The following is a 25,537-nucleotide window of genomic DNA, read 5'->3' on the forward strand; positions in this document are numbered from 1 at the left end:
GGAAGTGAGCTACTCCGTCGGACAGGTCGCCGGCTTCGCCGGACTGACGGTGCGCGCCCTGCACCACTACGACGACATCGGCCTGCTCGTCCCCGGCGAGCGCAGCCACGCGGGCCACCGGCGCTACAGCGACGCCGACCTCGACCGGCTGCAGCAGATCCTGTTCTACCGAGAACTCGGCTTTCCGCTCGAGGAGGTCGCCGCCCTGCTCGACGATCCGACCGCGGACCCGCGCGCACACCTGCGCCGCCGGCACGAACTGCTGACCGCCCGGATCGAGAAGCTGCAGAAGATGGCCGCGGCCGTGGAGCACGCCATGGAGGCACGCAAGATGGGCATCAACCTCACGCCCGAGGAGAAGTTCGAGGTCTTCGGCGAGAAGGACCCCGAAGAGTACGCCGAGGAGTCGGCCCGGCGCTGGGGCGGCACGTACAGCTACGAGGAGTCGCAGCGCCGTGCCGCCCGCTACACCAAGGACGACTGGAAGCAGATCCAGGCCGAGGTCGCCTCCTGGGGCGAGGCCTACGCGGCCCTCATGGACGAAGGCGAGCGGCCCTCCTCCGAGCGGGCGATGGACCTCGCCGAGGCGCACCGGCGGCACATCACGAAGTGGTTCTTCGAATGCCACGTGAAGACGCACCTGGGCCTGGCGGAGATGTACGTCTCCGACGAGCGCTTCCGCGAGTTCTACGAGTCCATGCACCCCGGCCTCGCCGAGCACCTCAGGGCCGCGATCACCGCGAACGCGGCCCGGCAGGCGGCCTGACGGGCGTCCTGGCAGGCGTTGTGACAGTGTCCTGGCCCGGCTCCACTGCCGGGCCAGGACCACCGCGGTCAGCGTTGCCCGTGTTCACAGCTTTGTGCCAGGGGGAGCACAGGGCATCCTGGGAGGAGCCCTGGGAACCTGGTCCTGTGGCGTCGCGTTGATACGTTTGGGCGGTCCCGCCGCCGCACCGACCGCCCTCCCTCGTCCTCAGGAGCCCGGAACCCGTGATTACCCTCGCCCTCGGCCCCGAGTGGCTCACCCCGGACTATCTGATCTCGACCTTCGGGCTGATCGGCATCCTGGTCATCGTCTTCGCCGAGTCGGGCCTCTTCGCCTTCCTGCCCGGCGATTCGCTGCTGTTCACGGCGGGTCTGCTGGTCGCCGACGGCAAGTGGATCAATCAGCCCCTGTGGCTGGTGTGCACGCTGATCGTGGCCGCCGCGGTCCTCGGTGACCAAGTCGGCTTCCTGATCGGCAAGTTCTTCGGGCCGAAGCTCTTCAGCCGCCCCAACTCCAAGCTCTTCAAGCAGGAGAACCTGGAGAAGGCCCACGAGTTCGTGGAGAACTACGGCCCCAAGGCCATCGTGCTCGCCCGTTTCGTGCCGATCGTGCGCACCTTCGCCCCGATCATCGCGGGCGCCGGCCGTATGAAGTACCGCACGTTCATCACGTACAACGTGATCGGCGGTGTCATGTGGGGCACGGGCGTGACGGTCGCGGGCTACTTCCTCGGCCAGATCGACCTCATCAAGAACAACGTCGAGGCCATCCTCGTCCTGATCGTCCTCATCTCCGTCATCCCGGTGATCATCGAGGTGCTGAAGGCCCGCAAGGAACAGCGCAACGCCCCGGCCACCGCCCCGGCCCAGCAGCAGCCCTTCCAGCAGCAGCCTCCCGCCATGGACGACGCGACGACCCAGCTGCGCCGCATCCCGCCGACCGAGCAGCCCCGGGACCAGGGCTACGACCAGGGCCGGCAGCAGCCGTACGGCACGGACCAGGGCTACGACCAGGGTTACGACCAGTACTACGGGCAGGACTACGGCCAGCCCCAGCAGCCGTACGCCCAGCCCCAGCAGCCGTATGCCCAGCAGTACCCCCAGGGGTACGGCCAGCAGCCGTACGGCTCACAGCAGGACTACCAGCAGGGCGGGCAGTACCCGTACAACCAGGGCTGAGCGGCGCCCCGACAGGGGCGCGCGCAGGCACCCGGCGCTCAGAACCCTCGCGTCCGCTTCGCGGCCCGCCGCTTCCCGGCGGAGCCGATCCGCAGGAACATCCGCGAAATCTCCGACCCCAGATTGACCCCGATGGCGATGGCCATCGCCAACGCCGCGGCCTTCGACAACGACACGAGCCCCTCGTCGACCTGGTTCTGCGCGATCGACAACAGCCCGAAGTACGTCGAGGAACCCGGCAGCAGCGGACCGATCGCCGCTGTCGTGTACGGCAGCGCCGAGGCGAACCGGTAGCGGGACAGCATCTGCCCGAACAACCCCACCAGTCCCGCCGCCACCGCCGTGGAGGCAACCGGTGAGAGCCCGCCCGTGTAGTGCATCGCGCCGTACACCGACCACGCGACGCCGCCGTTCAAGGTCACGGCCAGCACGGTGGACCGTTCCTGCTGGAGCAGCACCGCGAAGGTCAGCGACAGCAGCATCGACGCGCCGATCTGCAACAGCGGCCGTTCGGTGATGCCCAGAGCCGCGTCGGGGTTGAGGTGGGCGCCCAGCTGCACGCCGACGTAGAGCATCACCAGCACGCCGACGACGATGCCCACGAAGAAGTACATGACCTCCAGCAGGCGCGCGGCCGCGGTGATGTAGAAGCCGGTCAGGCCGTCCTGGACGCCGGCGACCAGCGCCCGCCCGGGCAGCAGCGCGAACAGTCCACCCGTGATCACCGCGGACGCCTTCACGTCGACGTGCGTCAGTGTCAGCGCGATCCCCATCGCGGCCGGAGGCATCGCGGCCACCGTGAACTGATAGAACTCCGGCAGCCCGCGACCCGCGCACAGCCACGCCAGCCGGTCGCCGAGCATCGCGCCGATCGCGGCGGCCACGAAGACGAGCAGGTCACCGCCGACGAGCACGGAGGCCGCGCCCGCCAGCAGCCCGCTGGCCGAGGTCAGCACCCAGGTGGGATACGGGTGCCGGTTGCGGCGGATCTCCGCGAGCCGCCGATAGGCCTCCTCCAGGGAGATGTGCGCCTCTGGGTCGCTGAGGTCGTCGACGAGCTGGAACACGGCCGCCAGGCGCGTGTAGTCGGTGCCCCGGCGGCGCACGGTCCGTGACGCCGTCACCGGGTCCTCGACCAGCGACGGCTGGTACGAGATCGACAACAGGGTGAAGGTGACGTTCGGCTCGCAGCGGTCGAGGCCGTAGGAACGGCAGACCGCGAACATCGCCGCCTCCACGTCCTCGGCGCCCTCGCCGCCCGCCAGCAGCAGCTCCCCGATACGCAGGGTCAGGTCGAGCACGCGCGGGACGGCGGGAGCCACCTCCTCGGCCTTCTGCGCCACCTCCAGCGCGGGCCGCTCGGCCACCGGCATGCGCAGCATCGTGCGCATCCGGTCCTGCCAGGGGCTGTCCTTGGTCAGGCTGACCTGCGGGATGCCGGCGGGCGGAGTGAAGGCGGGCGGCGCGTTACGGGCGCTGTACGTCCGCGGCGTACTGAACGCCGAGCCCTCCGACTCCCCGGCGGCCGGCTGTGGCACGTCGAGGCCGTCGGGGACGGCGAACTCGGACGTGGTCTCCGGCTCGGTGCCGCCCTTCGGGACGGCCAGCCCCTTCGGGATCGCGAACTCGGACGTTATCTCGGACTCGGGCGTGCTCCTCGCCTCGTCCGACTGCGGTTTGCGGTCCTCCGCCTCCGTCACTGACGCAACGCTCCCTGAACGACGCCTTTCTCAGACCTCAGTATGCGCACAGACATGCCGACGGGCCGCACGCGCACGCGTGCGGCCCGTCGAGCGGCAGGGGGCTCAGTGACCGCCCTGCTCCTTGAAGCGCTTGTACGACTTCTCGATCTCGGCCTCGGCGTCCGCGCGGCCCACCCAGTTGGCGCCCTCGACGGACTTGCCGGGCTCCAGGTCCTTGTAGACCTCGAAGAAGTGCTGGATCTCCAGGCGGTCGAACTCCGACACGTGGTGGATGTCGCGCAGGTGCTCCACACGCGGGTCGTGCGCCGGGACGCACAGCAGCTTGTCGTCGCCGCCGGCCTCGTCCGTCATGCGGAACATGCCGATCGTGCGGCACTGGATGAGGCAGCCCGGGAAGGTCGGCTCGTCCAGGATGACCAGCGCGTCCAGCGGGTCGCCGTCCTCGCCGAGGGTGTTCTCGACGAAGCCGTAGTCGGCCGGGTAACTGGTCGAGGTGAAGAGCCGACGGTCCAGCCGGATCCGACCGGTCTCGTGGTCCACCTCGTACTTGTTCCGTGAACCCTTCGGAATCTCGATCGTGACGTCGAACTCCACCGGTGGCTCCTCCATGATCAGCACATAGTTCTGGTGATTAAGTGTCCCTCACGCAGGTGTGTGATCGCGAAAGGGGCTGGTGGTCGTGCCCGAGCTGAGGCCTTGGCAAGCCGCGAGACCGCATGTGGTGCGGATCGCGGGCGCCGTACGACCGCGTCTCATGCGAGCCGCGACGGCCGTGAAGCCGCGGGTCGCGCGGCTGGCACAGGCCGCGAAACCGCAGGTCGCACGGGTGCGCAAGCCGAAGACCTGGCAGTACACCGCGGGCGCCGCCACCGCCGGGCTGGCCCTGGCCGCCGGTGTGGTGACCGCCGCCGGCCCCTGGGACTCCTCCGGTCAGCGTACGGCGGAGCGGGACTGGGCCGCCGCCCAGGAGAACACGGGTGGCGCAGATCACGGTCGTAAATCCGGTACGTCCGACACGAAGGCCCGGGCGCCGCAGCCCGCGCCCAGCGCCGCGGCCGTGCTGACCGGCCTCGGCGGCGCCGCGAACACGGTGAAGTCGGCGCCGGACGGGACGTCCCTCGCCGACATCCTGGACCCCCTCCTGGGGGACGAGGCGCTCGGCGCCCGTCACACGGCCGTCGTGGTCGACGTGAGCACCGGCAAGCGCCTGTACGGCGCCGGGGCCGACGACGCGCTGACCCCCGCCTCCACGACGAAGCTCGCCACCGCCGTCGCCGCGCTCTCCGCGATGGGCGCCGACCACCGTTTCACCACCCGCACCGCCCTCGAGCCCGACACCGGGAAACTCCTCCTGGTCGGCGGCGGCGACCCGACCCTGACGGCCCGTAAGGACGCGGCAGGCTGGGCGAGCCTGCGCACCCTCGCCGCCGACACGGCCGCCACCCTGAAGAAGCGCGGCGTGAGCGAGGTGACGCTCGCGTACGACACCGCTCTGTACGCCGGCTCCGCGATGCACCCGATCGGCGCCAACGACAACCTCGCCCCCGTCAGCGCCCTCATGGCCGACGAGGGCCGCACCGACGCCTCGACGAGCGGCCCGGCGACCCGCGTGAGCGACCCGGCGGCCGACGCGGCCCGCCGGTTCGGCGAGTTCCTGAAGTCCGACGGCATCAGGGCGACCTCCCCCGGCCCCGCCAAGGCGACCAGCCGCGCCGAGCCCCTGGCCGCCGTCTCCTCGCCCCCGTTGTCCGCCCTGGTCGAGCGGATGCTGACCAACAGCGACAACGACATCGCCGAGGCCCTCGCCCGCCAGACCGCCGTCGCGACCGGCGAGCGCGCCGACTTCACCGGCGGCGGCAAGGCGATCCGCGCCCAGCTGAAGAAGCTCGCACTGCCGCTGAGCGGAGCCGACTTCAAGGACGGCAGCGGCCTGAACCGCGCCGACAGACTGACAGCGGACCTGCTGACCGCCCTGCTGGTCGAGGCCGCCGACCCCGCCCACCCCGAACTGCGCCCGGTCCTGACCGGCCTCCCCGTCGCCGGCTTCACGGGCACCCTGGCCGACCGCTACACGGACGGCGCGGCCGGCGTCGTACGCGCCAAGACGGGCACCCTCACTGGCGTCAACACACTCGCCGGCACGGTCGTCGACCGGGACGGCCGCCTGTTCGCCTTCGCCTTCCTGGCGTCGGACACGACGGACGCGTGGGCGGCCCAGTCGGCACTGGACCGGACGGCGACGGCGCTGGCGCAGTGCGGGTGCGGCTGAGTCCGGCGTGCGGGCGCGGCTCCGTGGCCTGCCCCAAGTGGGAACGCTCACGTACCGTTGACGCATGACGAGCATCGGTGGTGCCGAGATGGTCGACTGGAATCTCGCGGTGGCGACCGCGACCCGGCTCGTACGGCCGGGCCCCGAGGTGAGCCGCGACGAGGCGAGGGCCGTCGTCGCGGAACTGCGCCGGCATGCCAAGGCCTCGGAGGATCACGTCCGGGGCTTCACTCGTATGGGCACGGATCACCTCCATGACACGCCCGTACTCGTCGTGGACCGCCCCGGCTGGGTCCGGGCGAACGTCGCCGGGTTCCGGGAGATCCTCAAGCCGCTGCTCGACAAGATGCAGGAGCGGCGCGGAAACACCCCCGGCGGCGCGGTCCTCGGCGCCGTCGGCGGCAAGGTGACGGGCGTCGAACTCGGGATGCTGCTGTCGTTCCTGTCCTCGCGCGTCCTCGGTCAGTACGAGACCTTCGCCCCGGCCACCCGTGAACTCCCGGCGGGCCAGAACGGCGGCGGCCGCCTGCTGCTCGTCGCGCCGAACATCGTGCACGTGGAGCGCGAACTCGACGTGCGGCCACACGACTTCCGTCTCTGGGTGTGCCTGCACGAGGAGACGCACCGCACCCAGTTCACCGCGGTGCCCTGGCTGCGCGACCATCTCGAGGGCGAAATCCAGTCGTTCCTGGGGGAGACGGACGTCGACCCGATGACCTTCCTGGAACGCATCCGGGAGGCCGCCCAGTCGCTGGCCGGCGGCCGCCCCGAGGGCGAGGAGGACGACGGCGGACGCTCCCTCGTGGAACTGGTGCAGACCCCGGCCCAGCGGGAGATCCTCGCCCGCCTCACCGCCGTGATGTCCCTGCTGGAAGGACACGCCGACTTCGTGATGGACGGGGTCGGCCCCGCCGTCGTCCCGAGCGTCGCGGAGATCCGCGAGAAGTTCCAGCAGCGCCGCGCCAAGGGCGCCTCACGACTGGACACCGCCCTGCGCAAGCTGCTGGGCCTGGACGCCAAACTCAGGCAGTACCGGGACGGCGAACGCTTCGTGCGGTCCGTGGTGGACCAGGTCGGCATGGACGGGTTCAACCGTGTGTGGACTTCCCCGAACACCCTCCCGACCAAGGCGGAGATCGCCAAACCGGCGGACTGGGTCACGCGGGTGCACCGCAAGACCGAGTCGTGAACCGTGGGGAAGAGTCGTGAAACGAATCCGGCCGACGGCAGGCGAACGCCCCTCCAATCACCCGTCCGAGGGACCGTGGGGCATGGGTAGGCGTGCAATGCTCGGGTAACGCCCCGGTTCTGTCACCATCGACACACTCAGAGTGACCGAACCTCGGGCTCACCCCCCGAAAACTTCATGAAGGGAACCGGACATGGGTCCCCATCCTGCGGTCGCGGCGATACGCCTGGCGGTCCGCCGCGTCCTCCACGACATCCTCCTCGAACACAACAGCATCAGCACGGGCACCATCGGCACCACCAGCACGATCGGCATCACCAGCTCCGTCGGCCAGGCCTCCGCCCGGTTCTCCGACCAGGTCCCGGCCCAGAGCACCGACCACGCGCCGCACGAGCGCCCGGCGCCGCCGGTCGTGCTCGTGGCGTGCTCCGGTGGCGCCGACTCCATGGCGCTCGCCTCCGCCCTCGCCTTCGAAGCCCCCAAGCTCGGCATCCGCGCCGGCGGCGTCACCGTCGACCACGGCCTGCAGCCCGGTTCCGACCTGCGCGCCGCCGAAGTCGCCCTGCGCCTGCGCGAACTCGGCCTGGACCCGGTCGAGTCCGTCGCCGTGACCGTCGGCCGCGAAGGCGGGCCCGAAGCCGCCGCCCGCGACGCCCGCTACGCCGCCCTCGACGACGCCGCCGCCCGCCACGGCGCCGCCGCGGTCCTGCTCGGCCACACCCGCGACGACCAGGCCGAGACCGTCCTGCTGGGCCTCGCCCGCGGCTCCGGCATCCGCTCGCTGTCCGGAATGGCCGCGGTCTCGGGGGCCGACGGCCGCTACCGCCGCCCCTTCCTCCAGCTCGACCGGCAGACCGCCCGCAAGGCCTGCATGGTCCAGTCGCTGCCCGTGTGGGACGACCCGCACAACACCGACCCGGCCTACACCCGTTCCCGGCTCCGCCACGAAGGCCTGCCCGCCCTGGAGAAGGCCCTCGGCAAGGGCGTCGTCGAGGCCCTCGCGCGTACGGCCCAGCTCTCCCGCGACGACGCCGACGCCCTCGACGCCTGGGCCAGCCAGGCCGAGGCCTCCGTACGCGACGCGAAGGGCTTCCTGGAGTGCGCCAAGCTCTACGCGCTGCCGCCCGCCGTGCGCCGCCGGATCCTGCGCAGCGCCGCCATCGAGGCGGGCGCTCCGGCCGGATCGTTGTTCGCCCGCCACATCGAGGAAGTCGACCGGCTGATCACTGGTTGGCGCGGTCAGGGAGCCATCAACCTCCCGGGCAAAGTCGTCGCCCAGCGGCAGGGTGGCAGACTGGTGATTCGGCAAGGCTGAATCTCCCCCTCGGGGAGACGGCCGGTCTCCCCTCCGGGGAGGGCCGGACAGCTGGTGGGACGACCGACCGAAAGTGATGCGGGTGGACGCGAAAGACATGGGTGCCGACCTCAAAGAGGTACTCATCACCAAGGAAGAGATCGACGCGAAGCTGGCCGAGCTGGCCGCGAAGGTCGACGCGGAGTACGCGGGCAAGGACCTGCTGATCGTCGGTGTCCTCAAGGGCGCGGTGATGGTCATGGCCGACCTCGCCCGGGCGCTGTCCACCCCCGTCACCATGGACTGGATGGCCGTGTCCTCGTACGGCGCGGGCACGCAGTCCTCCGGCGTCGTGCGGATCCTCAAGGACCTCGACACCGACATCAAGGGCAAGCACGTCCTCATCGTCGAGGACATCATCGACTCCGGCCTGACCCTGTCCTGGCTGATCTCCAACCTCGGCTCCCGCGAGCCCGCCACCCTCAAGGTGTGCACGCTGCTGCGCAAGCCCGAGGCCGCCAAGGTCGCCATCGACGTCGAGTGGGTCGGTTTCGACATCCCCAACGAGTTCGTCGTGGGCTACGGCCTCGACTACGCCGAGAAGTACCGCAACCTCCCGTTCGTCGGTACTCTCGCGCCTCACGTCTACGGCGGCTGAGCCCGACGGGCCAAGCCCAGTAGGACGATCGGGAACCCCAGCGGGCCTCGCGCCGTTGGAGCATGCAGACGGATCGCCAGTTGTCCCGTGCGGCTTCGGTCCACAATGCTGGGGTACCGTCAGAAGAACTGTCTTATCAAACTCACTATGGCAGGAGGGACGGGGCGGCACCGCTCCGTATGGATGGACGTGAAGCGATACTTCCGTGGGCCGGTCATGTGGATCGTGCTGGCCGTCCTTGCCGTGGTCGTGTTGATGCAGGTCGTCGGCTCGTCCGGCGGCTACAAGACGGTGGACACCGGCCAGGTCGTGGCAGCGATCAACAACAACAAGGTCGAGTCGGCCAAGCTCACCACCGGTGACGAGCAGACCATCAAGGTCACGCTCAAGGACGGCGTGAAGGTCGACGGCAGCTCGAAGATCCAAGCGAGCTACATCGGCGACCAGGGCGTGACCATCGCCAACACGCTGCAGACCAAGTACCAGGACAAGCAGATCCCCGACGGTTACACCGTCTCGCCGACCAAGCAGAACGCGTTCGTCGGCATCCTGCTCTCCCTGCTCCCCTTCGTCCTCATCGTCGTCGTGTTCCTGTTCCTGATGAATCAGATGCAGGGCGGCGGCTCCCGGGTCATGAACTTCGGCAAGTCCAAGGCGAAGCTCATCACCAAGGACACCCCGAAGACGACGTTCTCGGACGTCGCGGGCTCGGACGAGGCAGTCGAGGAGCTCCAGGAGATCAAGGAGTTCCTCCAGGAGCCGGCGAAGTTCCAGGCCGTCGGCGCCAAGATCCCGAAGGGCGTACTCCTGTACGGCCCTCCCGGCACCGGCAAGACCCTGCTCGCGCGCGCTGTCGCGGGCGAGGCGGGCGTGCCCTTCTACTCGATCTCCGGTTCCGACTTCGTCGAGATGTTCGTCGGTGTCGGTGCCTCCCGAGTGCGTGACCTGTTCGAGCAGGCCAAGGCGAACGCCCCCGCGATCGTCTTCGTCGACGAGATCGACGCGGTCGGCCGCCACCGTGGTGCCGGCCTCGGCGGTGGTCACGACGAGCGCGAGCAGACCCTGAACCAGCTGCTCGTCGAGATGGACGGCTTCGACGTCAAGGGCGGCGTCATCCTGATCGCGGCCACGAACCGCCCGGACATCCTCGACCCGGCCCTTCTGCGCCCCGGCCGCTTCGACCGCCAGATCGCGGTCGACCGTCCGGACATGCAGGGCCGTCTGGAGATCCTCAAGGTCCACCAGAAGGGCAAGCCGGTCGCTCCGGACGTCGACCTGTCGGCCGTCGCGCGGCGCACGCCGGGCTTCACCGGCGCGGACCTGAGCAACGTCCTCAACGAGGCCGCGCTGCTCACCGCCCGCAGCGACCGCAAGCTGATCGACAACTCGATGCTGGACGAGGCGATCGACCGTGTGGTCGCGGGCCCGCAGAAGCGGACCCGGATCATGTCGGACAAGGAGAAGAAGATCACCGCGTACCACGAGGGCGGCCACGCCCTGGTCGCGGCGGCCTCGCCGAACTCCGACCCGGTCCACAAGATCACGATCCTGTCCCGGGGCCGTGCCCTCGGCTACACGATGGTGCTCCCGGACGAGGACAAGTACTCGACCACGCGCAACGAGATGCTCGACCAGCTGGCGTACATGCTGGGCGGCCGCGCTGCCGAGGAACTGGTCTTCCACGACCCGACCACGGGCGCCGCGAACGACATCGAGAAGGCCACGGCCACCGCCCGCGCGATGGTCACGCAGTACGGCATGACCGAGCGGCTCGGCGCGATCAAGTTCGGCGGCGACAACACCGAGCCCTTCCTCGGACGTGAGATGGCTCACCAGCGCGACTACTCGGAAGAGGTCGCCGCGCTGGTGGACGAGGAAGTCAAGAAGCTCATCGAGAACGCGCACAACGAGGCCTGGGAGATCCTGGTCGAGAACCGCGACGTCCTCGACAACCTGGTGCTCCAGCTGCTGGAGCGGGAGACCCTCGGCAAGGAGGAGATCGCCGAGATCTTCGCCCCGATCGTCAAGCGGCCGCCGCGGCCCGCCTGGACGGGTTCCTCCCGCCGTACGCCGTCCACCCGTCCGCCGGTCCTCTCCCCCAAGGAGCTGGCACTGACGAACGGCGCGAACGGCGCGACGCCGGCCATCAGCACTGCGAAGTCGACGGCGGCGGACTCCGTCCCGGCGACGGAACCGGTCACGGAGGACCGCCCGGAGAGCTGACGCTCTCGGCCCACCCCGGTATCCCGCGGGGCCCGGAAATGGATGCCACGTCCCCCAGGTTTAGCCTGGGGGACGTGGCATTTTCGTGTGGCCGCAGCTGACGCGTGGCCCGCACGCACGACAGGCACAGGAACGAGGCTTCAGATGACCGACCCCGTGACGCTGGACGGCGAGGGCTCCATCGGCGAGTTCGACGAGAAGCGCGCCGAGAACGCCGTACGCGAACTCCTGATCGCGGTCGGCGAGGACCCGGACCGCGAGGGACTCAGGGAGACGCCGGGGCGGGTGGCGCGGGCGTACAAGGAGATATTCGCGGGGTTGTGGCAGAAGCCCGAGGACGTGCTGACGACGACGTTCGACCTGGGGCACGACGAGATGGTGCTCGTGAAGGACATCGAAGTCCTCAGTTCCTGTGAACACCATCTGGTGCCGTTCGTCGGAGTTGCCCATGTGGGCTACATTCCGTCCACCGACGGCAAGATCACCGGCCTCTCGAAGCTGGCTCGGCTCGTGGACGTGTATGCCCGTCGGCCGCAGGTGCAGGAACGACTCACGACGCAGATCGCCGACTCGCTGATGGAGATCCTGGAGCCTCGCGGGGTGATCGTCGTCGTCGAGTGCGAGCACATGTGCATGTCGATGCGGGGCGTCCGCAAGCCCGGGGCGAAGACCATCACGTCGGCTGTGCGCGGTCAGCTGCGTGACCTCGCCACCCGCAACGAGGCAATGAGCCTGATCATGGCGCGATAACGTCGCTCAGCCCCGGGTCGGCGTCACGCCGCCGGAGCTGCCCCGGTGTGGTTGTTCTCGTCGTCCTCCGGGAGCTTGCACACGCGCTCCAGGAAGATGGCCGCCGCTATCACGGCGATGCCGGACAGGACCGAGAAGCCCGCGTAGATGGCCTGGTCGCGGCGGGCGGGGATGTCGAGGGACTCCAGGAGGAAGGCGCCGGTGCCGCCGTACATGCCGGCGACGAGGGCCGCCACCAGGGCGCTGGCCTGGCCGAAGACGACCGCGCGGGCCGCCATGAGCGGGTCGACACCCTTGGCGTCGGGGCGGCGCTCGCGCTGGGCCTTGAGGCGGGCGCGGATCGAGAGGGCCGTGGCGAGGAGGATCACCGCGATCACGGCGAGGACGATGGGGGCGGCCAGGGGGACGCTGGGGAGAGTCCCCACCGCGCTCCACAGGCGGGCGCCCGCCCACGAGAGCACTCCGGCGACGACGAACACGCCTGCCAGCACCCTGATGCGAAGCTCTCTCACGGTGTCCCTTCAGCTCCCCCGGACTGCGGTCCCGGACTGCGGTCGTGGACGGCCCGCCCGGGCGGGCCGTTCCTCTGGTCGTCTCGACCTTAACGACTACTCGGGCAGCCGGAGTTCCAGGTCCCCGCGCGGCGCGACTCCATTGCTGGTGACGGTGTCGAGGAGGTCGGCGACCGCGCCCCGGCCGGGCAGCTCGGCCTCGGGGTCGACATCGAGCCAGGGAGCGAGGACGAAGGCGCGTTCGTGGGCGCGGGGGTGGGGGAGGGTGAGCTGCGGGTCGTCGGAGACCACGCCGGCGTACGCGACGATGTCGACGTCGAGGGTGCGCGGACCCCAGCGCTCGTCCCGTACGCGGTTGAAGGCCTCCTCGATCGCGTGTGCCCGCTCCAGGAGCGAGGACGGGGGGAGGGTGGTCTTCAGGACCACGACCGCGTTGAAGTACGACGGCTGGCTGCCGGGCTCGACGCCCCACGGCTCCGTCTCGTACACCGGGGAGACGGCCTTGACGCGCAGGCCGGGGGTGTCCTCGAGGGCGTCGACGGCTCCCTGGAGGGTCTCCAGGCGGTTGCCGAGGTTCGAGCCGAGGGAGATCACGGCCCGTTTCGGGTTGTGCAGGGTGGTGTCGGCGGCGTCGACCTGCTCGACGACGGAGGCGGGTACCGGCTGTACGGTCGGGTCGCTGTGACCCTCGGTGAAGAAGGCGGTCATGTTCGGCTCCGGGTGATGGTGACGGTCACGTCGTCGAACGGGACGGTGATGGGTGCGTCGGGCTTGTGGACGCAGACCTCGACCTCCTCGACCCCTTCGTGCTTCAGGCAGGCCTGGGCGATGCGCTCGGCGAGCGTCTCGATGAGGTTGACGGGCTCGCCCTCGACGATGGCCACGACCTCCTCCGCGACGATGCCGTAGTGCGCGGTCTTCGCCAGGTCGTCGTCGGCCGCGGCCGGCCGGGTGTCCAGGCCCAGGACGAGGTCCACGATGAAGGTCTGGCCCTCCTCGCGCTCCTTGGGGAACACACCGTGGTGCCCGCGGGCCTTGAGGCCGCGCAGCGCGACACGATCCACGCGAATCACTCCTGCAATCGTCGGACAGTGTTTTCCGGGGACACGTCCCCGAGCCGGTTCGCACCGTGTGCGGGCGGCACACCGGCCTCAGACGAATCTACCTGCGGGCACTGACAGTGCCGGGCCACACGGGCGCCGGCCCCGGCCGGGTCCAGAAGGCTTCATCGGGCGTTTCCCCTGGGAAACCCGGCGGCTCACGGGCTGGTAGCGGCGCCTACCCAGTCGGCCGTGATTCCAACCACTTCTCGGTCCTCGTCGGTCCTGGTCGGTCGTCGCGGACCCGTCCACCCCCTCAGGAGGGTGTGCCGTGGGTGTCCTCGTCCTCCTCCTCGTCGGACTCGGCCAGCACCGGCGAGGCGTGGTGCGACCAGAGTTTCCAGCCGTCGGGTGTGCGACGGAACACGTTCGTGGCGACCACCAGCTGGCCGACGAGCGGGCCGAGCTCCTCGCTGCCCTCGGGGGCCGGGCCGCCGCTGAGGATGTTCTCGGTGCAGTTCACCAGGGCCGTGTCGCCGGTGACGGACACGTGTACATCGGTGAGGATGAACTGGATGTACTCGGTGTTCGCCATGATCAGCGCGTACGACCTGAGGACCTCGCCGCGGCCGGTGAGCACGGGCCAGCCCGGGTGCACGCAGGAGATCACGCCGGCGTCGGCCGGGTCGTGGTACTCCTCGTCGACGCCCAGGTCGGCCGGGGTGAGCCAGAGCGAGCTCAGCTCTTCGAAGTCGCCGCGTTCCATCGCCTCGTAGAAGGCGGTGTTGGCGGCCTCGACCTGCTCGACGTCGGTGTGCGGGGCGCTCACCGGGCTCCCTCGGGCAAGCCGGAGCCTGGCGCGTACTTCGCCGTACGTGCCCCCTCCACGGCGCGCGCGACCCGCACCGCGTCCGCTGTGGCGCGCACCTCGTGCACGCGCACCGCCCACGCGCCGGCCTGCGCCGCGAGCGCCGAGACGGCGGCCGTGGCCGCGTCGCGCTCGCGCGCGGGCGGCGGCGCGCCCTCCGGACCCGCCAGCACGCGTCCGAGGAAGCGCTTGCGGGAGGCGGCGACGAGCAGGGGGTGACCGAGAGCGTGCAGTCGGTCGAGGTGGGAGAGCAGGGCCAGGTCGTGTTCGGCCTCCTTGGAGAAGCCGAGGCCGGGATCGACGACGATGCGGTCGGGGGCGATGCCGCCCTCCAGGACGGCCTCCACGCGCGCGTGGAGCTCGTCGACGACTTCGGTGACGACGTCGGCGTACGCGCCCTGGACGTTGCCGCCCTCGAGGAAGCCGCGCCAGTGCATGACGACGAAGGGGGCGCCCGCTTCGGCCACGACCCGGATCATCGCGGGGTCGGCGAGGCCGCCGCTGACGTCGTTGACCAGGGCGGCGCCGGCCGCGAGGGACTGTTCGGCGACGGAGGCCCGCATGGTGTCGACGGAGATGACGACGCCTTCGGAGGCGAGGCCGCGGACGACGGGGATGACGCGCTTGAGTTCCTCCGCCTCGTCGACGCGGGTGGCGCCGGGGCGGGTGGACTCGCCGCCGACGTCGACCAGGTCCGCGCCCTCGGCGACCAGGCCGAGGCCGTGCTTGACGGCGGCTGTGGTGTCGAACCAGCGGCCGCCGTCGGAGAAGGAGTCGGGGGTGACGTTCACGACCCCCATGACCGCACAGCGATCCCATTCCGGAAGGCCCGTCACGCGCCCGCGTCCGCTCTGCTTGCTCATACGTTCAGCGTAGGCCTACGGGGAGGCCGTAAGAGCAGCAAGGCCCGCGGCCCGAGCGGAAGCCCCGGGCTGGAGGAGGTGGGGCTGCCGCTCGGGCCTGTCTCGGTGATCGGTCGACGTGACCGGGCGACGCGGTCATGCCGCGCGGACGTCTCTTTCCGCCAGTCCGTGCGCGCACGGGCGCGGAGCGGCCGCGCGGCGGCGCAGGAAGCGGGGCAGGGGCAGGGCCAGGTTCACGAAGCCCTCGGCCTGCATGGCGGCGAAGCCGATGCGGGGCAGGTCGGAGGAGGCGCGGTAGACGACGAAGCGCGGCTCCCAGCGGGGCTGGAACTTGGCGTTGAACTTGTACAGGGACTCGATCTGGAACCAGCGGGAGAGGAAGACCAGCAGCCCGCGCCAGGCGCGCAGCACCGGGCCCGCGCCGATCTTCTCGCCGCGTGCCAGCGCCGAACGGAACATCGCGAAATTGAGTGACACGCGTGCGATGCCGAACTTCGGAGCCGCCTGGAGCGCCGCGACGATGAGAAGTTCGTTCATGCCCGGGTCGGCCGAGCGGTCGCGCCGCATGAGGTCCAGCGAAGCGCCGTCCGTACCCCAGGGCACGAAGTGCAGGATGGCCTTCAGGTCGCCGTACGGGCCCGGATCACCATCGGCCTTGTGGGCGGTGGCGATGAGGCAGTCGCCGTCGGAGGGGTCGCCGATGCGGCCGAGCGCCATGGAGAAGCCGCGCTCGGTGTCGGTGCCGCGCCAGTCCTCCGCGGCGAGCCGGATGCGCTCCAGCTCGGCCTCGCCGAGGTCATGGACGCGCCGTACCCGGGTTTCGTAACCGGCGCGCTCGATGCGCTTGACCATCTGGCGCACGTTGCGCATCGCGCGGCCGGCGAGCGAGAAATCCGTGACGTCCACCACCGCCTCGTCGCCCAGTTCGAGGGCGTCGAGACCGGTCTCGCGGGTCCACACCTCACCGCCCGTCTCCGAGCAGCCCATGACGGCCGGGGTCCACGAATGGGCCCTGGCCTCGTCCATGAAGCGCTCGATGGCACCCGGCCAGGCCTCGACGTCGCCGATGGGGTCGCCGCTGGCGAGCATCACGCCACTGACGACGCGGTACGTCACCGCGGCCTTGCCGCTGGGCGAGAAGACGACGGCCTTGTCGCGGCGGAGCGCGAAGTGGCCGAGGGAGTCGCGGCCGCCGTGCTTCTCCAGCAGGGCGCGCAGCCGGGCCTCGTCCTCCTCGGTGAGGCGCGCGGCCGGGTGCTCGGGGCGGAAGGCGAGGTAGATGGTGGTGATGGCGGTGAGCAGGCCGAGGGCACCGAGGGAGAAGGCGACCGTCCAGGAGGTGTTGCCCTGGTAGTCGACCGGGCCCTCGAAGCCGAAGAGGCCGTACAGGACGTGCGTGAGGCGATCGGCCAGGCTGGGGTCGCCGATCATGCGCTTCGGATGGACGCTGACGATGACCAGGCCGAGGGCGAGGGAACCGGCGCTCATGAGGACGAAGTTGGCGAGCGCGCGCCACCGGCTGCGAGGATCGGGCAGGGCCGCGAACTGGTCGCGGTGGCGCAGCAGGGGCGCGAGCAGCGCGAGCGAGATCAGGACCCCGAGAAGGGAGTGCCGGTACGTGTACTGCGCGACCGCACCCGCCGGCAGCAGCGCCACCGCGGCCCGCCAGGCGCGGCGCTTGCCGCGCTTGAGGCCGTGGGCGAGCAGCAGCAACAGCATGCCGCTGCTCAGCGCGAGCGCGGCCGCGAAGGGGCCGACCGAGCCGGGCAGTACCTCGGCCATGGTGTGCATACGGCTGTGCCGGAAGCGCGGGAAGACGCCTGCGGCGATGTCCAGGACGCCCACCAGGGCACACGCTCTGCCGACGAGGGTGGGTACGGATTCGGGGCGCGGCCCCCGGAGGACATGCCGCTCCCGGCTTGATCGGTTCGGAACCCCGCCCGACATTTCCTCATCTTGCCTGACAGACATCGCATCCCGTAGTTCTGCGAGAGACCTTGAATCCGGTGCCGTATCGGGCATCCGGCGACATTGCGCCCTCTAGGACGGTGTCTCGGGGGAAGAGGTTCACTCCCCTCGACAAAGCCGCTTCAAAGGCCAAGGAAAGTCCGGGACAAGACCTCGTCAATCAGCGGGGGATACGGGATCCCGGACGGAAAGCGCAGGCAGGAAACCCCTATGGGTCTCACGAGCAACAAGGTGCTGGTGCTGGCGATCGTGTTCGCCTTGCTGCTGTTCGTCGGCACGGTGTGGCTGTGGCCAAGGCTGGCCCGGCGCAGCTGGCGGGCTGTCAGCGGGCGCGTGGGTCTGCTGCTCGCCACCCAGGTGACGCTGTTCGCCTGTGTGGCGCTCGCGGCCAACCAGGCCTTCGGGTTCTACGCCAGCTGGGCGGACCTCTTCGGGCGCGAGACCGGCCAGGGTGTGGTCGTCGACCACACGACCGGCGGCGGTTCGGGTGGCCCGCTGGAGGTGGTCGACACCCGCCCGGTGACGGAGCGGGGCAGCGCCCGGCCGCAGGATGGCGGGCAGATCCAGAAGGTCGCCATCGTCGGCCGTACGACGCACATCGCCACGCCCGCGTACGTGTACCTGCCGCCGGAGTACTTCCAGTCCGCGTACCGCACGCGCACGTTCCCCGCGGCGGTCGTCCTGACGGGTTATCCGGGTACGGCCGAGGCGCTGGTGGACAAGCTGAACTACCCGCGAACGGCCAGGAAGCTCGCCAAGGACGGCCGTATGCAGCCGATGATCCTGGTGATGCTGCGGCCGACGGTGGCGCCGCCCAGGGACACGGAGTGCGTGGACGTCCCGGGTGGGCCGCAGACCGAGTCGTTCTTCGCCAAGGATCTGCCCGACGCCGTACTGGCCCACTACAGGGTGGGCAGGAAGCCGGGCAGCTGGGGCATCATCGGTGACTCCACGGGCGGTTACTGCGCGCTGAAACTCGCCATGCACCACCCCGGTGTGTACGCGGCGGCCGCCGGTCTGTCGCCGTACTACAAGGCGCCGATCGACCCGACCACCGGCGACCTCTTCCACGACGACGAGGACCTGCGGCACCGGGCCGACCTGTGGTGGTACCTCAAGCACATGCCCGCGCCCGACACCTCACTGCTCGTCACCAGCAGCAAGGTCGGAGAATCCGACTACAAGTCCACACTGAAGTTCGTGGAGCGGGTGAAGGCCACGGAACTGACGCGGATCTCGTCGATCATCCTCGAAAGCGGCGGGCACAACTTCAACACCTGGCGGCGGGAGATCCCGCCGACGCTGCAGTGGATCAGTGGACGGCTGAGCGACCGGTGAAAAGGCTTCAAAAAAGCTTCACTATGGCTGCGTTTTTGCGAGGCCGGCCACCACTGTTCGCCTACGCGCGGTAAGTTTCTGGCCATGCCACGTGGACGTCACCGCCATTCCCCGCCCTTGCACAGGCTGTTGCCGCCTTCGGCGATCGCCGGCGTCTCCGTCGTCTGCGCTCTCGCCCCCTGGGTGTTCACGCAGCCGACGATGCTCCGCGTTCTGGCCGCGGCCGCCGCCGCGACGGCTGTCCTGGGCGCGGTCGTCATGCGCCGTTGGGACACACAGGCGGGCAAGCAGGTCGCCGACCTCACCCGCGCGCGTGCGAGCGACGACTGGCGGCACGAGGAACGGGTCGCCGAACTGGAGAGCGACCTCGAGGAGTCCCGCGAACTGCGCGTCAAGCTGGAGCAGCGGCTGCGGGCGAAGCGCGCGGAGCTGGCGGGGCTGCGCAACGAGCACGCGGCGCTGCTGCGGCGGTACGCCACAGCGGAGACCGAGCGCGCGACGGCCCTGGAGGGCCGCCGGCTGCTCGAGATAGAGACCACGGCTCCCGCGCGGGCGCTGCCGCCCGCGCCGGTGCCGCCCACCGCGGAGGAGGCCGAGGCTGTGGCAGCCCCGGCCGAGGCCGAGGTCGTGGACACGGAGGCGACCGAGGAGGAGAAGCCGGCGGTTCCTGCGGCTGTCTTCTCCCCGGAGGGGTCCAAGCTGTTCCTGCGGGCGAAGGCGGCGCTGATCCGGTTCGACGGTGAGGCCGCTGCGGAGGCGCCCGCCCAGTCCGCACTGTCCCCGCGGTCCGCCGATGGCGAGCCGACCGAGGACGGCGCCACCAGCACCACCGGCACCAACGACGCCACCAAGGTGGAGGCCGCCCAGGAGGACGAGGCGCAGGGGAAGCCCGAGGCGGTCGACGGGCATCAGCGCGCGGCCGCCGAACCCGAGGCCGGCGCGGAGGACCAGATCCACGCGCGGAACGCTGCCACTGGTGCCGCCGTCCTGGCGGAGACTGCCGTCGAGACGGAGACCGTCATGCCGGCGGAGAGCGTTACCCCGGCGGAGATCGCGGCTCCCGCAGAGACTGTCGCCCGGACGGAGGCCGTCGCCCCGGCGGAGACGGTGGCGTCGGCGAAGCCCGCCGGCCCCGTCCAGCGGCCCACCGGTCACTTCACCGTGCCGACCGCCGTGGCCGTCGTACCGGCCGCCGCTCCGGTGCGGCGGCCGACGGTGGAGGGCGGGTTCGACTTCTTCGGCATGCAGAAGTCCTTGGCGTCCGCTGCCCTGGAAGCCGTGCAGAACGAGGATCTCGCCGACGTCGTCGGCCAGGAGGCCCTCGCCCTGCACAAGGCGGAGGCGGAGGCGGAGTTCAAGCCGGCGGACGCGGAGTCGCGTGGCATCGGCCAGGTCATCGACCTGACGGCGCACGACGAGACGGAGCAGATCGACCTGCAGGGACTGCGCAGCGCGGCGTCCTGACCGGCGCCCCGGCGCCCGCTCAGGCCATCCACCTGTCCGGCCGCGCGTCCCTGCGTCCCGTGCGCGACCGCTCCGCCTGCCCGCGCAGCAGCTCCGCGGCCTCCCCCGCGTCCCTCAGCCGGGCTGTCACCGACTTGTCGGCCCCCGTGTCCACGTGCACGTCGGCGACCCGCCACAGCCGCCCCCACGGCCCCTGTGTCAGCCGTACGCTCTGCACCTTGGCGTGCGGCACCAGCACCAGGCTGCGCCGCAGCAGCCCGTGCCGGGCGGCGAACACCGCGTCGGTGACGGCGAGCCCGTACCCCCGCCACCACACCGGCAGGCACCGCCCCGCCCGTCGCGGCGGCCGGGACAGCCCGGCGGCCGTCGGCACGGTCACCCCGGGCAGCACGCGCGCGACGACCGCCTCGGCGAGCTCCCGCGGAGCGACCGGTATCAGCACGGAGTTGGACGACCCGGCCACGTCCAGCTCCACCCGCACCCAGTCGCGCCGCCGCCACAGCAGCGGCTGCACGATCCGTACGGTCTGCACGCGTCCTGGCGGCACCGTCTCGTGCGAGCGGTCCAGCAGCCCGTGGTCGATCCGCAGCCCGTCCGGCGACTCGCCCACCGTCCAGTCGTAGTCTCCGACGAACCGCCCCACGCTGCTCGCGCCCGCCGCGCCGAGCAGCGGCACAGCGGTCGCGAGGACCGTCCACACGCTGTGGGTGGCCAGCCACAGCACCGGCGGTACGACGAGCGCGGCGGCCAGCGAGCCCCAGGTCGCGCCGGTCAGCAGCAGCGAGACGGCGAGGTCGCGCGCGGGCAGCCGCAGCAGCTGCCGGGACGGTGCCTCACCGACCTCGTGCGCCGTCTCGGGCGCGAAACCGGCCGCCCGCGCGAGCAGCTCGGCGCGCAGCGCCCGCGCCTCGGTCTCCCCCAGGAAGGCGAGTTCGTCCTTCTTGTCCGTGCCGACGACGTCGAGCCTGAGCTTGGCGACGCCCGCCACGCGCGCGAGGAGCGGCTGGGTGACGTCGACGGCCTGGATGCGTTCCAGCCGGATGTGAGCGGTGCGCCGGAACAACAGGCCGGTGCGTATGCGCAGTTCGCTCTCGGTCACCGCGAAGTGGGTGAACCACCAGGTCAGGAAGCCGTAGAGGGAGGCGGCCGGGACGAGTACGGCGAGCGCGATCAGCAGCGTCGTCGTGGTCAGCCGGGTCAGCTGCTCCTGCGCCTGGTTGGGGTCGTGCACCGCCCAGCCGACGATCACCGCGACGGGCGCCCACGCCCGCCTGAACGGTGTGACGGGGTGCAGCCGCCGCTCGGTCACGGGCCGCTCCTCGCGTATGCCGTCGTCGACGTCGGGCGCTGTCACAGCCCCGCCGATCGGGCTTCGCCCAGCTCGGTGAGCCGGTCGCGCAGCCGTTCCGCCTCGGCCGGGTCGAGGCCCGGGATGGTCGCGTCGGTCGCGGCGGCCGCCGTGTGCAGCTGCACGCTGGCCAGCCCGAAGTGCCGCTCGACGGGCCCGGAGGTGACCTCGACCAGTTGCATCCGCCCGTACGGCACGACGGTCTCCTCGCGCCACAGCACGCCCCTGCTGATCAGCAGGTCGTCGGCGCGCTCGGCATAGCGCCAGGAGCGCCAGTTGCGGCCGAGCATCACCCAGCCCCACGCCGTCAGCGCCAGGGGCAGCAGCGCGAAGGCGGCCCAGGCGGGACCGGCGAGCAGCCCGAGCAGCAGTCCGGTGGCGAGGGCGGCCAGACCCAGCCACACCGCCAGCAGCAGCCGTCGCATCCGCAGCAGTCCGGGCGGCAGCCCCGTCCACACCGTCCCGTCCCCTGTCGCCTCGGCATTTCCCGGGCTCCCCGTTTCCATGAGGCCAGCGTACGTAGGAGAGACTGTGTCCATGACTCCTACGACGGAGACCACGGTCGGGATCGGCGGTGCCGCGGAGAGCACCGACATGGTGCTCAACATCGGGCCCCAGCATCCCTCCACACACGGCGTGCTGCGGCTGCGGCTCGTACTGGACGGCGAGCGCATCGTCAGCGCGGAGCCGGTGATCGGCTACATGCACCGCGGCGCCGAGAAGCTCTTCGAGGCGCGCGATTACCGGCAGATCATCATGCTCGCCAACCGCCACGACTGGCTGTCGGCCTTCTCGAACGAGCTGGGCGTGGTCCTCGCGGTGGAGCGCATGCTCGGCATGGAGGTCCCGCAGCGCGCGGTGTGGACGCGCACGCTCCTCGCGGAGCTGAACCGGGTGCTGAACCACCTGATGTTCCTGGGGTCGTATCCGCTGGAGCTGGGCGGCATCACCCCGGTCTTCTACGCGTTCCGGGAGCGCGAGGTCCTCCAGAACGTCATGGAGGAGGTCTCCGGCGGGCGCATGCACTACATGTTCAACCGCGTCGGCGGCCTGAAGGAGGACCTGCCCGCCGGGTGGGCCACCCGCGCGCGCGGCGCCGTCTCCGCGGTGCGTTCGCGCATGGACGTCGTCGACGACCTGGTGCTCGGCAACGAGATCTTCCGGGGGCGCACGCGGGGCGTGGGCGCCCTCACGCCGCAGACCGTGCACGCGTACGGCGTGAGCGGGCCGATAGCGCGTGCCTCCGGCGTCGACTTCGACCTGCGCCGCGACGAGCCCTACCTCGCCTACGGGGACCTTCAGGACACCCTGAAGGTCGTCACCCGGCAGGAGGGCGACTGCCTGGCCCGCTTCGAGTGCCTCCTGGAGCAGACGCACAACGCGCTGGACCTTGCCGACGCCTGCCTCGACCGGCTCGCCGAGCTGCCGCCCGGGCCGATCAACCAGCGGCTGCCGAAGGTCCTGAAGGCGCCCGAGGGACACACGTACGCGTGGACAGAGAACCCGCTCGGCATCAACGGCTACTACCTCGTCAGCAAGGGCGAGAAGACCCCGTACCGGCTGAAGCTGCGCTCCGCCTCGTACAACAACATCCAGGCGCTGACCGAGCTGCTGCCGGGAACGCTGGTGGCAGACATGGTGGCGATCCTGGGGTCACTGTTCTTCGTGGTCGGGGACATCGACAAGTAGGGCGAGCGGGTCCGGGATCCCGGTCGGCTGAAGCAGCCAGCCGAAGTCGCCCAGCCCGCCGGGCGCGGTGAGCTCGGCGGCCTCTCCGGCACCCGCGAGGGCGCGTACGTAGGCCGAGGGGTTTGTGGAGGCGAGCGCGAGCGGGGGGCGTGCGCCGGTGACGCCCAGGGCGCGCAGCGCCTCGCGTTGCGGGAGCAGGCGCGCGCCGGGGAGCGCGCACGCGTCCAGTGCGACGTGCGCCGTGACGTCGCACGAGCCGTCCGGCACGGGCGCCGTCCCGCGTCCCTCCCGGAAGCCGGCGAGCGTCCCGAACGGGGGGCGCGTGTCCGCGGTGTGCGCGTAGTCCACGGCCACCGCGAGCCCCCGCTCCACGCAGGAGACGGCGGAGGCCCACGCGGTGTCCCTGGGGAGCCCGATCTCCGCGCGCAGCCCCTCCTCGGCCGGCAGCGGCCACCACTGCGCGAGCCACTCCGCCTCCGCGCCTCGGACCGGCTCCCCGAGCCGCTCGGTACCGTCCGCGCGGACGAGGACCAGCCGCGGTACACCCCTGGCGTCCACCTCGGCGACGTCCACCGGCACGTTGTCCAGCCACTCGTTGGCGAACAGCAGCCCGGTGACGCCCCGCGGCGGCTCGGGCAGCCACTCGATCCGGTGGTCGAGGTCCGGCGGGCGAGCGGCGACCTCGACGGCGTACCCACGCGCGCGTGCGGCCACGTCGGCGGGGAGCGCGGCGAGCACCCCGCCGACCAGCTCACCCCGTCCTGCGGCCATGTCGACGAAGTCGAGCGAGGCGGGCCTGCCCAGGGCCTCGTCGACCCGGCACAGCAGCCGGGCCACGGCCTCGGCGAACAGCGGCGACGCGTGCACCGACGTGCGGAAGTGTCCGGCGGGACCCTCCGGCCGCCGGTAGAAACCGTCCGGGCCGTACAGGGCGGACTCGGTCGCCGCCCGCCAGCCGCGCCACTCTCCGGCCGTACCGGGGGTGCCCGTCCTGCCCGTAGTGCCCGTCGACTCCGCCTCCACCCGGACAGACTAGGCGTACAGGTGACCACCACCTCCACCTTGCGGAGTATGCGCATCGGACACGGATCGGCCCTCCGGTTGACCCCTGCACGCATCACGCTTCCCTACGCTGGGTCACGTGCAGCGCGTCTATGACTTCCTCCGCAGACACCCGACCTGGGTCGACGGTTTCTGGGCCGTCGTCCTGTTCGGGATCTCGGTCGCGGGCGGAGCCACCCGCCAGGAGTCCGCGGGCACCGACTCCCCGGCCCTGATCATCCCGGTGATGTTCCTGCTGAGCGTGGTGGTCGCGCTGCGCCGGCGCACGCCGGAGAAGATGCTGCTGCTGACCGCCGCGCTCGGAGCGGCGCAGCTGGTGCTGGACGTCGAGACGACGGCCGCCGACTTCGCCATGCTGGTGATCATCTACACGGTCGCCGCGACCGGCGCGCGCTGGGCGTCCTGGCTCGCGTTGGCCATGGGCCTGGGCGCGGCCTCAGCGGCGCAGCTGCGCTGGCCGAACGAGCAGACGAGCGCCGCGGGCAACGTCGCGATAGTGGTCTTCCAGACCGTGCCGTTCGCCCTCGCCTGGGTGCTCGGCGACTCGATGCGCACCCGCCGCGCCTACTTCGCGCAGCTCGAGGAGCGCGCGGCGCGCCTGGAGAAGGAACGCGAGGCACAGGCGAAGGTCGCGGTCGCGGCCGAGCGCGCCCGGATCGCGCGCGAGCTGCACGACGTGGTCGCGCACAACGTCTCGGTGATGGTGGTGCAGGCCGACGGCGCCGCCTACGTCCTCGACGCGGCACCGGACCAGGCGAAGAAGGCCCTGGAGACGATCTCCTCCACCGGCCGCCAGGCCCTCGCCGAGATGCGCCGCCTGCTGGGCGTGCTGCGCACCGGCGAGCACCAGGAGGTCGGGGAGTACGTGCCCCAGCCCGACGTCGAGCAGATCGAGGACCTCGTCGAGCAGTGCCGGGGCTCCGGTCTGCCCATCGACTTCAAGATCGAGGGCACTCCGCGTCCGCTGCCCAGTGGCGTCGAGCTCACGGCCTACCGCATCGTGCAGGAGGCGCTCACCAACACCCGCAAGCACGGCGGGCCGAACGCGGGCGCCAGCGTGCGCCTGGTCTACTTCGACGACGGCCTCGGCCTGCTCGTCGAGGACGACGGCAAGGGCGCCCCGCACGAGCTGTACGAGGAGGGCGGTGCCGACGGCCAGGGCCACGGCCTGATCGGCATGCGCGAGCGTGTGGGCATGGTCGGCGGCACCCTCGACGCGGGCCCGCGGCCGGGCGGAGGATTCCGCATCAGCGCCCTGCTCCCGCTCAAACCGGCGCACTGACCCCGACGCGCGCCCCCTGTTGACACCTGTCACGCCCCCAGAGCAAACGGAACAACGGAAACGGAAGAGGTCT

Annotated in this window: 23 protein-coding genes; 12 read left to right on the top strand and 11 right to left on the bottom strand. The window is 71.0% G+C overall.

Features of this window, described 5'->3' with window-relative positions; genetic code table 11:
* Nucleotides 1-4 precede the first annotated feature (4 nt).
* Both ACFY16_RS13195 and ACFY16_RS13200 read left to right on the top strand, forming a co-directional pair.
* Complete coding sequence (locus ACFY16_RS13195) at nucleotides 5-766, top strand: MerR family transcriptional regulator (protein ID WP_390647169.1); 762 nt, start codon at nucleotides 5-7, stop codon at nucleotides 764-766.
* A 224-nt stretch (nucleotides 767-990) separates the two neighbouring features.
* Complete coding sequence (locus ACFY16_RS13200; protein ID WP_390647170.1) at nucleotides 991-1,944, top strand: DedA family protein; 954 nt, start codon at nucleotides 991-993, stop codon at nucleotides 1,942-1,944.
* Between the two features lie 38 nt (nucleotides 1,945-1,982).
* Here the strand turns inward: ACFY16_RS13200 and ACFY16_RS13205 are convergent, their stop codons facing one another.
* Both ACFY16_RS13205 and ACFY16_RS13210 read right to left on the bottom strand, forming a co-directional pair.
* Entirely contained in the window at nucleotides 1,983-3,644 is a 1,662-nt protein-coding gene (locus tag ACFY16_RS13205) for a threonine/serine exporter ThrE family protein (protein ID WP_390647171.1), read from the bottom strand.
* 105 nt (nucleotides 3,645-3,749) lie between these two features.
* Complete coding sequence (locus ACFY16_RS13210) at nucleotides 3,750-4,241, bottom strand: inorganic diphosphatase (RefSeq protein ID WP_351138365.1); 492 nt, start codon at nucleotides 4,239-4,241, stop codon at nucleotides 3,750-3,752.
* 160 nt (nucleotides 4,242-4,401) lie between these two features.
* On the opposite strand from ACFY16_RS13210, the gene dacB reads away from it, so the two are divergent.
* The 6 genes from dacB to folE all read left to right on the top strand — a co-directional run bounded on the left by dacB (nucleotide 4,402) and on the right by folE (nucleotide 12,030).
* Nucleotides 4,402-5,916: a D-alanyl-D-alanine carboxypeptidase/D-alanyl-D-alanine-endopeptidase gene (dacB, locus tag ACFY16_RS13215; RefSeq protein WP_390647172.1), complete on the top strand. Its 1,515-nt coding sequence runs from the start codon at nucleotides 4,402-4,404 to the stop codon at nucleotides 5,914-5,916.
* A gap of 64 nt (nucleotides 5,917-5,980) precedes the next feature.
* Nucleotides 5,981-7,105 (top strand): zinc-dependent metalloprotease, encoded by a 1,125-nt coding sequence (locus ACFY16_RS13220; RefSeq protein ID WP_390647173.1) that lies wholly within the window; start codon nucleotides 5,981-5,983, stop codon nucleotides 7,103-7,105.
* A gap of 193 nt (nucleotides 7,106-7,298) precedes the next feature.
* A complete protein-coding gene (gene tilS, locus ACFY16_RS13225; RefSeq protein WP_390647174.1) occupies nucleotides 7,299-8,420 on the top strand; it encodes a tRNA lysidine(34) synthetase TilS in 1,122 nt (373 codons plus the stop codon).
* Between the two features lie 76 nt (nucleotides 8,421-8,496).
* Nucleotides 8,497-9,057: a hypoxanthine phosphoribosyltransferase gene (gene hpt, locus ACFY16_RS13230; RefSeq protein ID WP_351139482.1), complete on the top strand. Its 561-nt coding sequence runs from the start codon at nucleotides 8,497-8,499 to the stop codon at nucleotides 9,055-9,057.
* Nucleotides 9,058-9,240: 183 nt separating this feature from the next.
* Nucleotides 9,241-11,280, top strand: a complete 2,040-nt coding sequence (gene ftsH, locus ACFY16_RS13235) for an ATP-dependent zinc metalloprotease FtsH (protein ID WP_390647262.1) — start codon at nucleotides 9,241-9,243, stop codon at nucleotides 11,278-11,280.
* 144 nt (nucleotides 11,281-11,424) lie between these two features.
* Nucleotides 11,425-12,030: a GTP cyclohydrolase I FolE gene (gene folE, locus ACFY16_RS13240; protein WP_390647175.1), complete on the top strand. Its 606-nt coding sequence runs from the start codon at nucleotides 11,425-11,427 to the stop codon at nucleotides 12,028-12,030.
* 23 nt (nucleotides 12,031-12,053) lie between these two features.
* Here folE and ACFY16_RS13245 read toward each other — a convergent pair whose 3' ends face one another.
* The 6 genes from ACFY16_RS13245 to ACFY16_RS13270 form a co-directional block, all read right to left on the bottom strand.
* Entirely contained in the window at nucleotides 12,054-12,542 is a 489-nt protein-coding gene (locus ACFY16_RS13245; protein WP_390647176.1) for a DUF3180 domain-containing protein, read from the bottom strand.
* 96 nt (nucleotides 12,543-12,638) lie between these two features.
* Nucleotides 12,639-13,250 carry a 2-amino-4-hydroxy-6-hydroxymethyldihydropteridine diphosphokinase gene (gene folK / locus ACFY16_RS13250; protein ID WP_390647177.1) on the bottom strand — a complete coding sequence of 204 codons (612 nt, stop codon included), beginning with the start codon at nucleotides 13,248-13,250 and terminating at the stop codon, nucleotides 12,639-12,641.
* Nucleotides 13,247-13,606 carry a dihydroneopterin aldolase gene (gene folB, locus ACFY16_RS13255; protein ID WP_390647178.1) on the bottom strand — a complete coding sequence of 120 codons (360 nt, stop codon included), beginning with the start codon at nucleotides 13,604-13,606 and terminating at the stop codon, nucleotides 13,247-13,249. Before folB ends, folK begins: the two co-directional genes overlap by 4 nt.
* Nucleotides 13,607-13,898: 292 nt before the next feature.
* Nucleotides 13,899-14,411 (bottom strand): nuclear transport factor 2 family protein, encoded by a 513-nt coding sequence (locus tag ACFY16_RS13260; protein WP_390647179.1) that lies wholly within the window; start codon nucleotides 14,409-14,411, stop codon nucleotides 13,899-13,901.
* The gene (gene folP / locus ACFY16_RS13265; protein ID WP_390647180.1) at nucleotides 14,408-15,313 is read right to left on the bottom strand and encodes a dihydropteroate synthase; all 906 of its coding nucleotides are present in this window, start codon (nucleotides 15,311-15,313) and stop codon (nucleotides 14,408-14,410) included. The genes ACFY16_RS13260 and folP overlap by 4 nt, the downstream gene beginning before the upstream one ends.
* 135 nt (nucleotides 15,314-15,448) lie before the next feature.
* The gene (locus tag ACFY16_RS13270; protein ID WP_390647181.1) at nucleotides 15,449-17,260 is read right to left on the bottom strand and encodes a phosphatidylglycerol lysyltransferase domain-containing protein; all 1,812 of its coding nucleotides are present in this window, start codon (nucleotides 17,258-17,260) and stop codon (nucleotides 15,449-15,451) included.
* 231 nt (nucleotides 17,261-17,491) lie between these two features.
* Here ACFY16_RS13270 and ACFY16_RS13275 point away from each other — a divergent pair, with 231 nt between their 5' ends.
* Entirely contained in the window at nucleotides 17,492-18,619 is a 1,128-nt protein-coding gene (locus ACFY16_RS13275) for an alpha/beta hydrolase (RefSeq protein ID WP_390647182.1), read from the top strand.
* A gap of 84 nt (nucleotides 18,620-18,703) precedes the next feature.
* Nucleotides 18,704-20,083: a hypothetical protein gene (locus ACFY16_RS13280; protein ID WP_390647183.1), complete on the top strand. Its 1,380-nt coding sequence runs from the start codon at nucleotides 18,704-18,706 to the stop codon at nucleotides 20,081-20,083.
* Nucleotides 20,084-20,102: 19 nt separating this feature from the next.
* Here the strand turns inward: ACFY16_RS13280 and ACFY16_RS13285 are convergent, their stop codons facing one another.
* Nucleotides 20,103-21,437: a PH domain-containing protein gene (locus tag ACFY16_RS13285; protein WP_390647184.1), complete on the bottom strand. Its 1,335-nt coding sequence runs from the start codon at nucleotides 21,435-21,437 to the stop codon at nucleotides 20,103-20,105.
* Nucleotides 21,434-21,937, bottom strand: a complete 504-nt coding sequence (locus ACFY16_RS13290; RefSeq protein WP_390647185.1) for a PH domain-containing protein — start codon at nucleotides 21,935-21,937, stop codon at nucleotides 21,434-21,436. Before ACFY16_RS13290 ends, ACFY16_RS13285 begins: the two co-directional genes overlap by 4 nt.
* 31 nt (nucleotides 21,938-21,968) lie before the next feature.
* On the opposite strand from ACFY16_RS13290, the gene ACFY16_RS13295 reads away from it, so the two are divergent.
* Complete coding sequence (locus ACFY16_RS13295; protein WP_390647186.1) at nucleotides 21,969-23,120, top strand: NADH-quinone oxidoreductase subunit D; 1,152 nt, start codon at nucleotides 21,969-21,971, stop codon at nucleotides 23,118-23,120.
* Here ACFY16_RS13295 and ACFY16_RS13300 read toward each other — a convergent pair.
* Nucleotides 23,085-24,143 (bottom strand): SAM-dependent methyltransferase, encoded by a 1,059-nt coding sequence (locus tag ACFY16_RS13300; protein ID WP_390647187.1) that lies wholly within the window; start codon nucleotides 24,141-24,143, stop codon nucleotides 23,085-23,087. The genes ACFY16_RS13295 and ACFY16_RS13300 overlap by 36 nt on opposite strands.
* Before the next feature lie 118 nt (nucleotides 24,144-24,261).
* Here ACFY16_RS13300 and ACFY16_RS13305 point away from each other — a divergent pair, with 118 nt between their 5' ends.
* Nucleotides 24,262-25,464: a sensor histidine kinase gene (locus ACFY16_RS13305; RefSeq protein ID WP_390647188.1), complete on the top strand. Its 1,203-nt coding sequence runs from the start codon at nucleotides 24,262-24,264 to the stop codon at nucleotides 25,462-25,464.
* Nucleotides 25,465-25,537 lie beyond the last annotated feature (73 nt).

The organism is Streptomyces sp. NPDC001315, from assembly GCF_042896175.1.
Taxonomy (GTDB): domain Bacteria; phylum Actinomycetota; class Actinomycetes; order Streptomycetales; family Streptomycetaceae; genus Streptomyces.

Bases quoted from the DNA above. Each gene is read 5' to 3' on its own strand.
- dacB (WP_390647172.1), top strand. From the start codon at position 4,402: ATGCGAGCCGCGACGGCCGTGAAGCCGCGGGTCGCGCGGCTGGCACAG.
- ACFY16_RS13220 (WP_390647173.1), top strand. From the start codon at position 5,981: ATGACGAGCATCGGTGGTGCCGAGATGGTCGACTGGAATCTCGCGGTG.
- tilS (WP_390647174.1), top strand. From the start codon at position 7,299: ATGGGTCCCCATCCTGCGGTCGCGGCGATACGCCTGGCGGTCCGCCGC.
- hpt (WP_351139482.1), top strand. From the start codon at position 8,497: ATGCGGGTGGACGCGAAAGACATGGGTGCCGACCTCAAAGAGGTACTC.
- ftsH (WP_390647262.1), top strand. From the start codon at position 9,241: ATGGACGTGAAGCGATACTTCCGTGGGCCGGTCATGTGGATCGTGCTG.
- folE (WP_390647175.1), top strand. From the start codon at position 11,425: ATGACCGACCCCGTGACGCTGGACGGCGAGGGCTCCATCGGCGAGTTC.
- folK (WP_390647177.1), bottom strand. From the start codon at position 13,250: ATGACCGCCTTCTTCACCGAGGGTCACAGCGACCCGACCGTACAGCCG.
- folP (WP_390647180.1), bottom strand. From the start codon at position 15,313: ATGAGCAAGCAGAGCGGACGCGGGCGCGTGACGGGCCTTCCGGAATGG.
- ACFY16_RS13270 (WP_390647181.1), bottom strand. From the start codon at position 17,260: ATGTCGGGCGGGGTTCCGAACCGATCAAGCCGGGAGCGGCATGTCCTC.
- ACFY16_RS13275 (WP_390647182.1), top strand. From the start codon at position 17,492: ATGGGTCTCACGAGCAACAAGGTGCTGGTGCTGGCGATCGTGTTCGCC.
- ACFY16_RS13280 (WP_390647183.1), top strand. From the start codon at position 18,704: ATGCCACGTGGACGTCACCGCCATTCCCCGCCCTTGCACAGGCTGTTG.
- ACFY16_RS13290 (WP_390647185.1), bottom strand. From the start codon at position 21,937: ATGGAAACGGGGAGCCCGGGAAATGCCGAGGCGACAGGGGACGGGACG.
- ACFY16_RS13295 (WP_390647186.1), top strand. From the start codon at position 21,969: ATGACTCCTACGACGGAGACCACGGTCGGGATCGGCGGTGCCGCGGAG.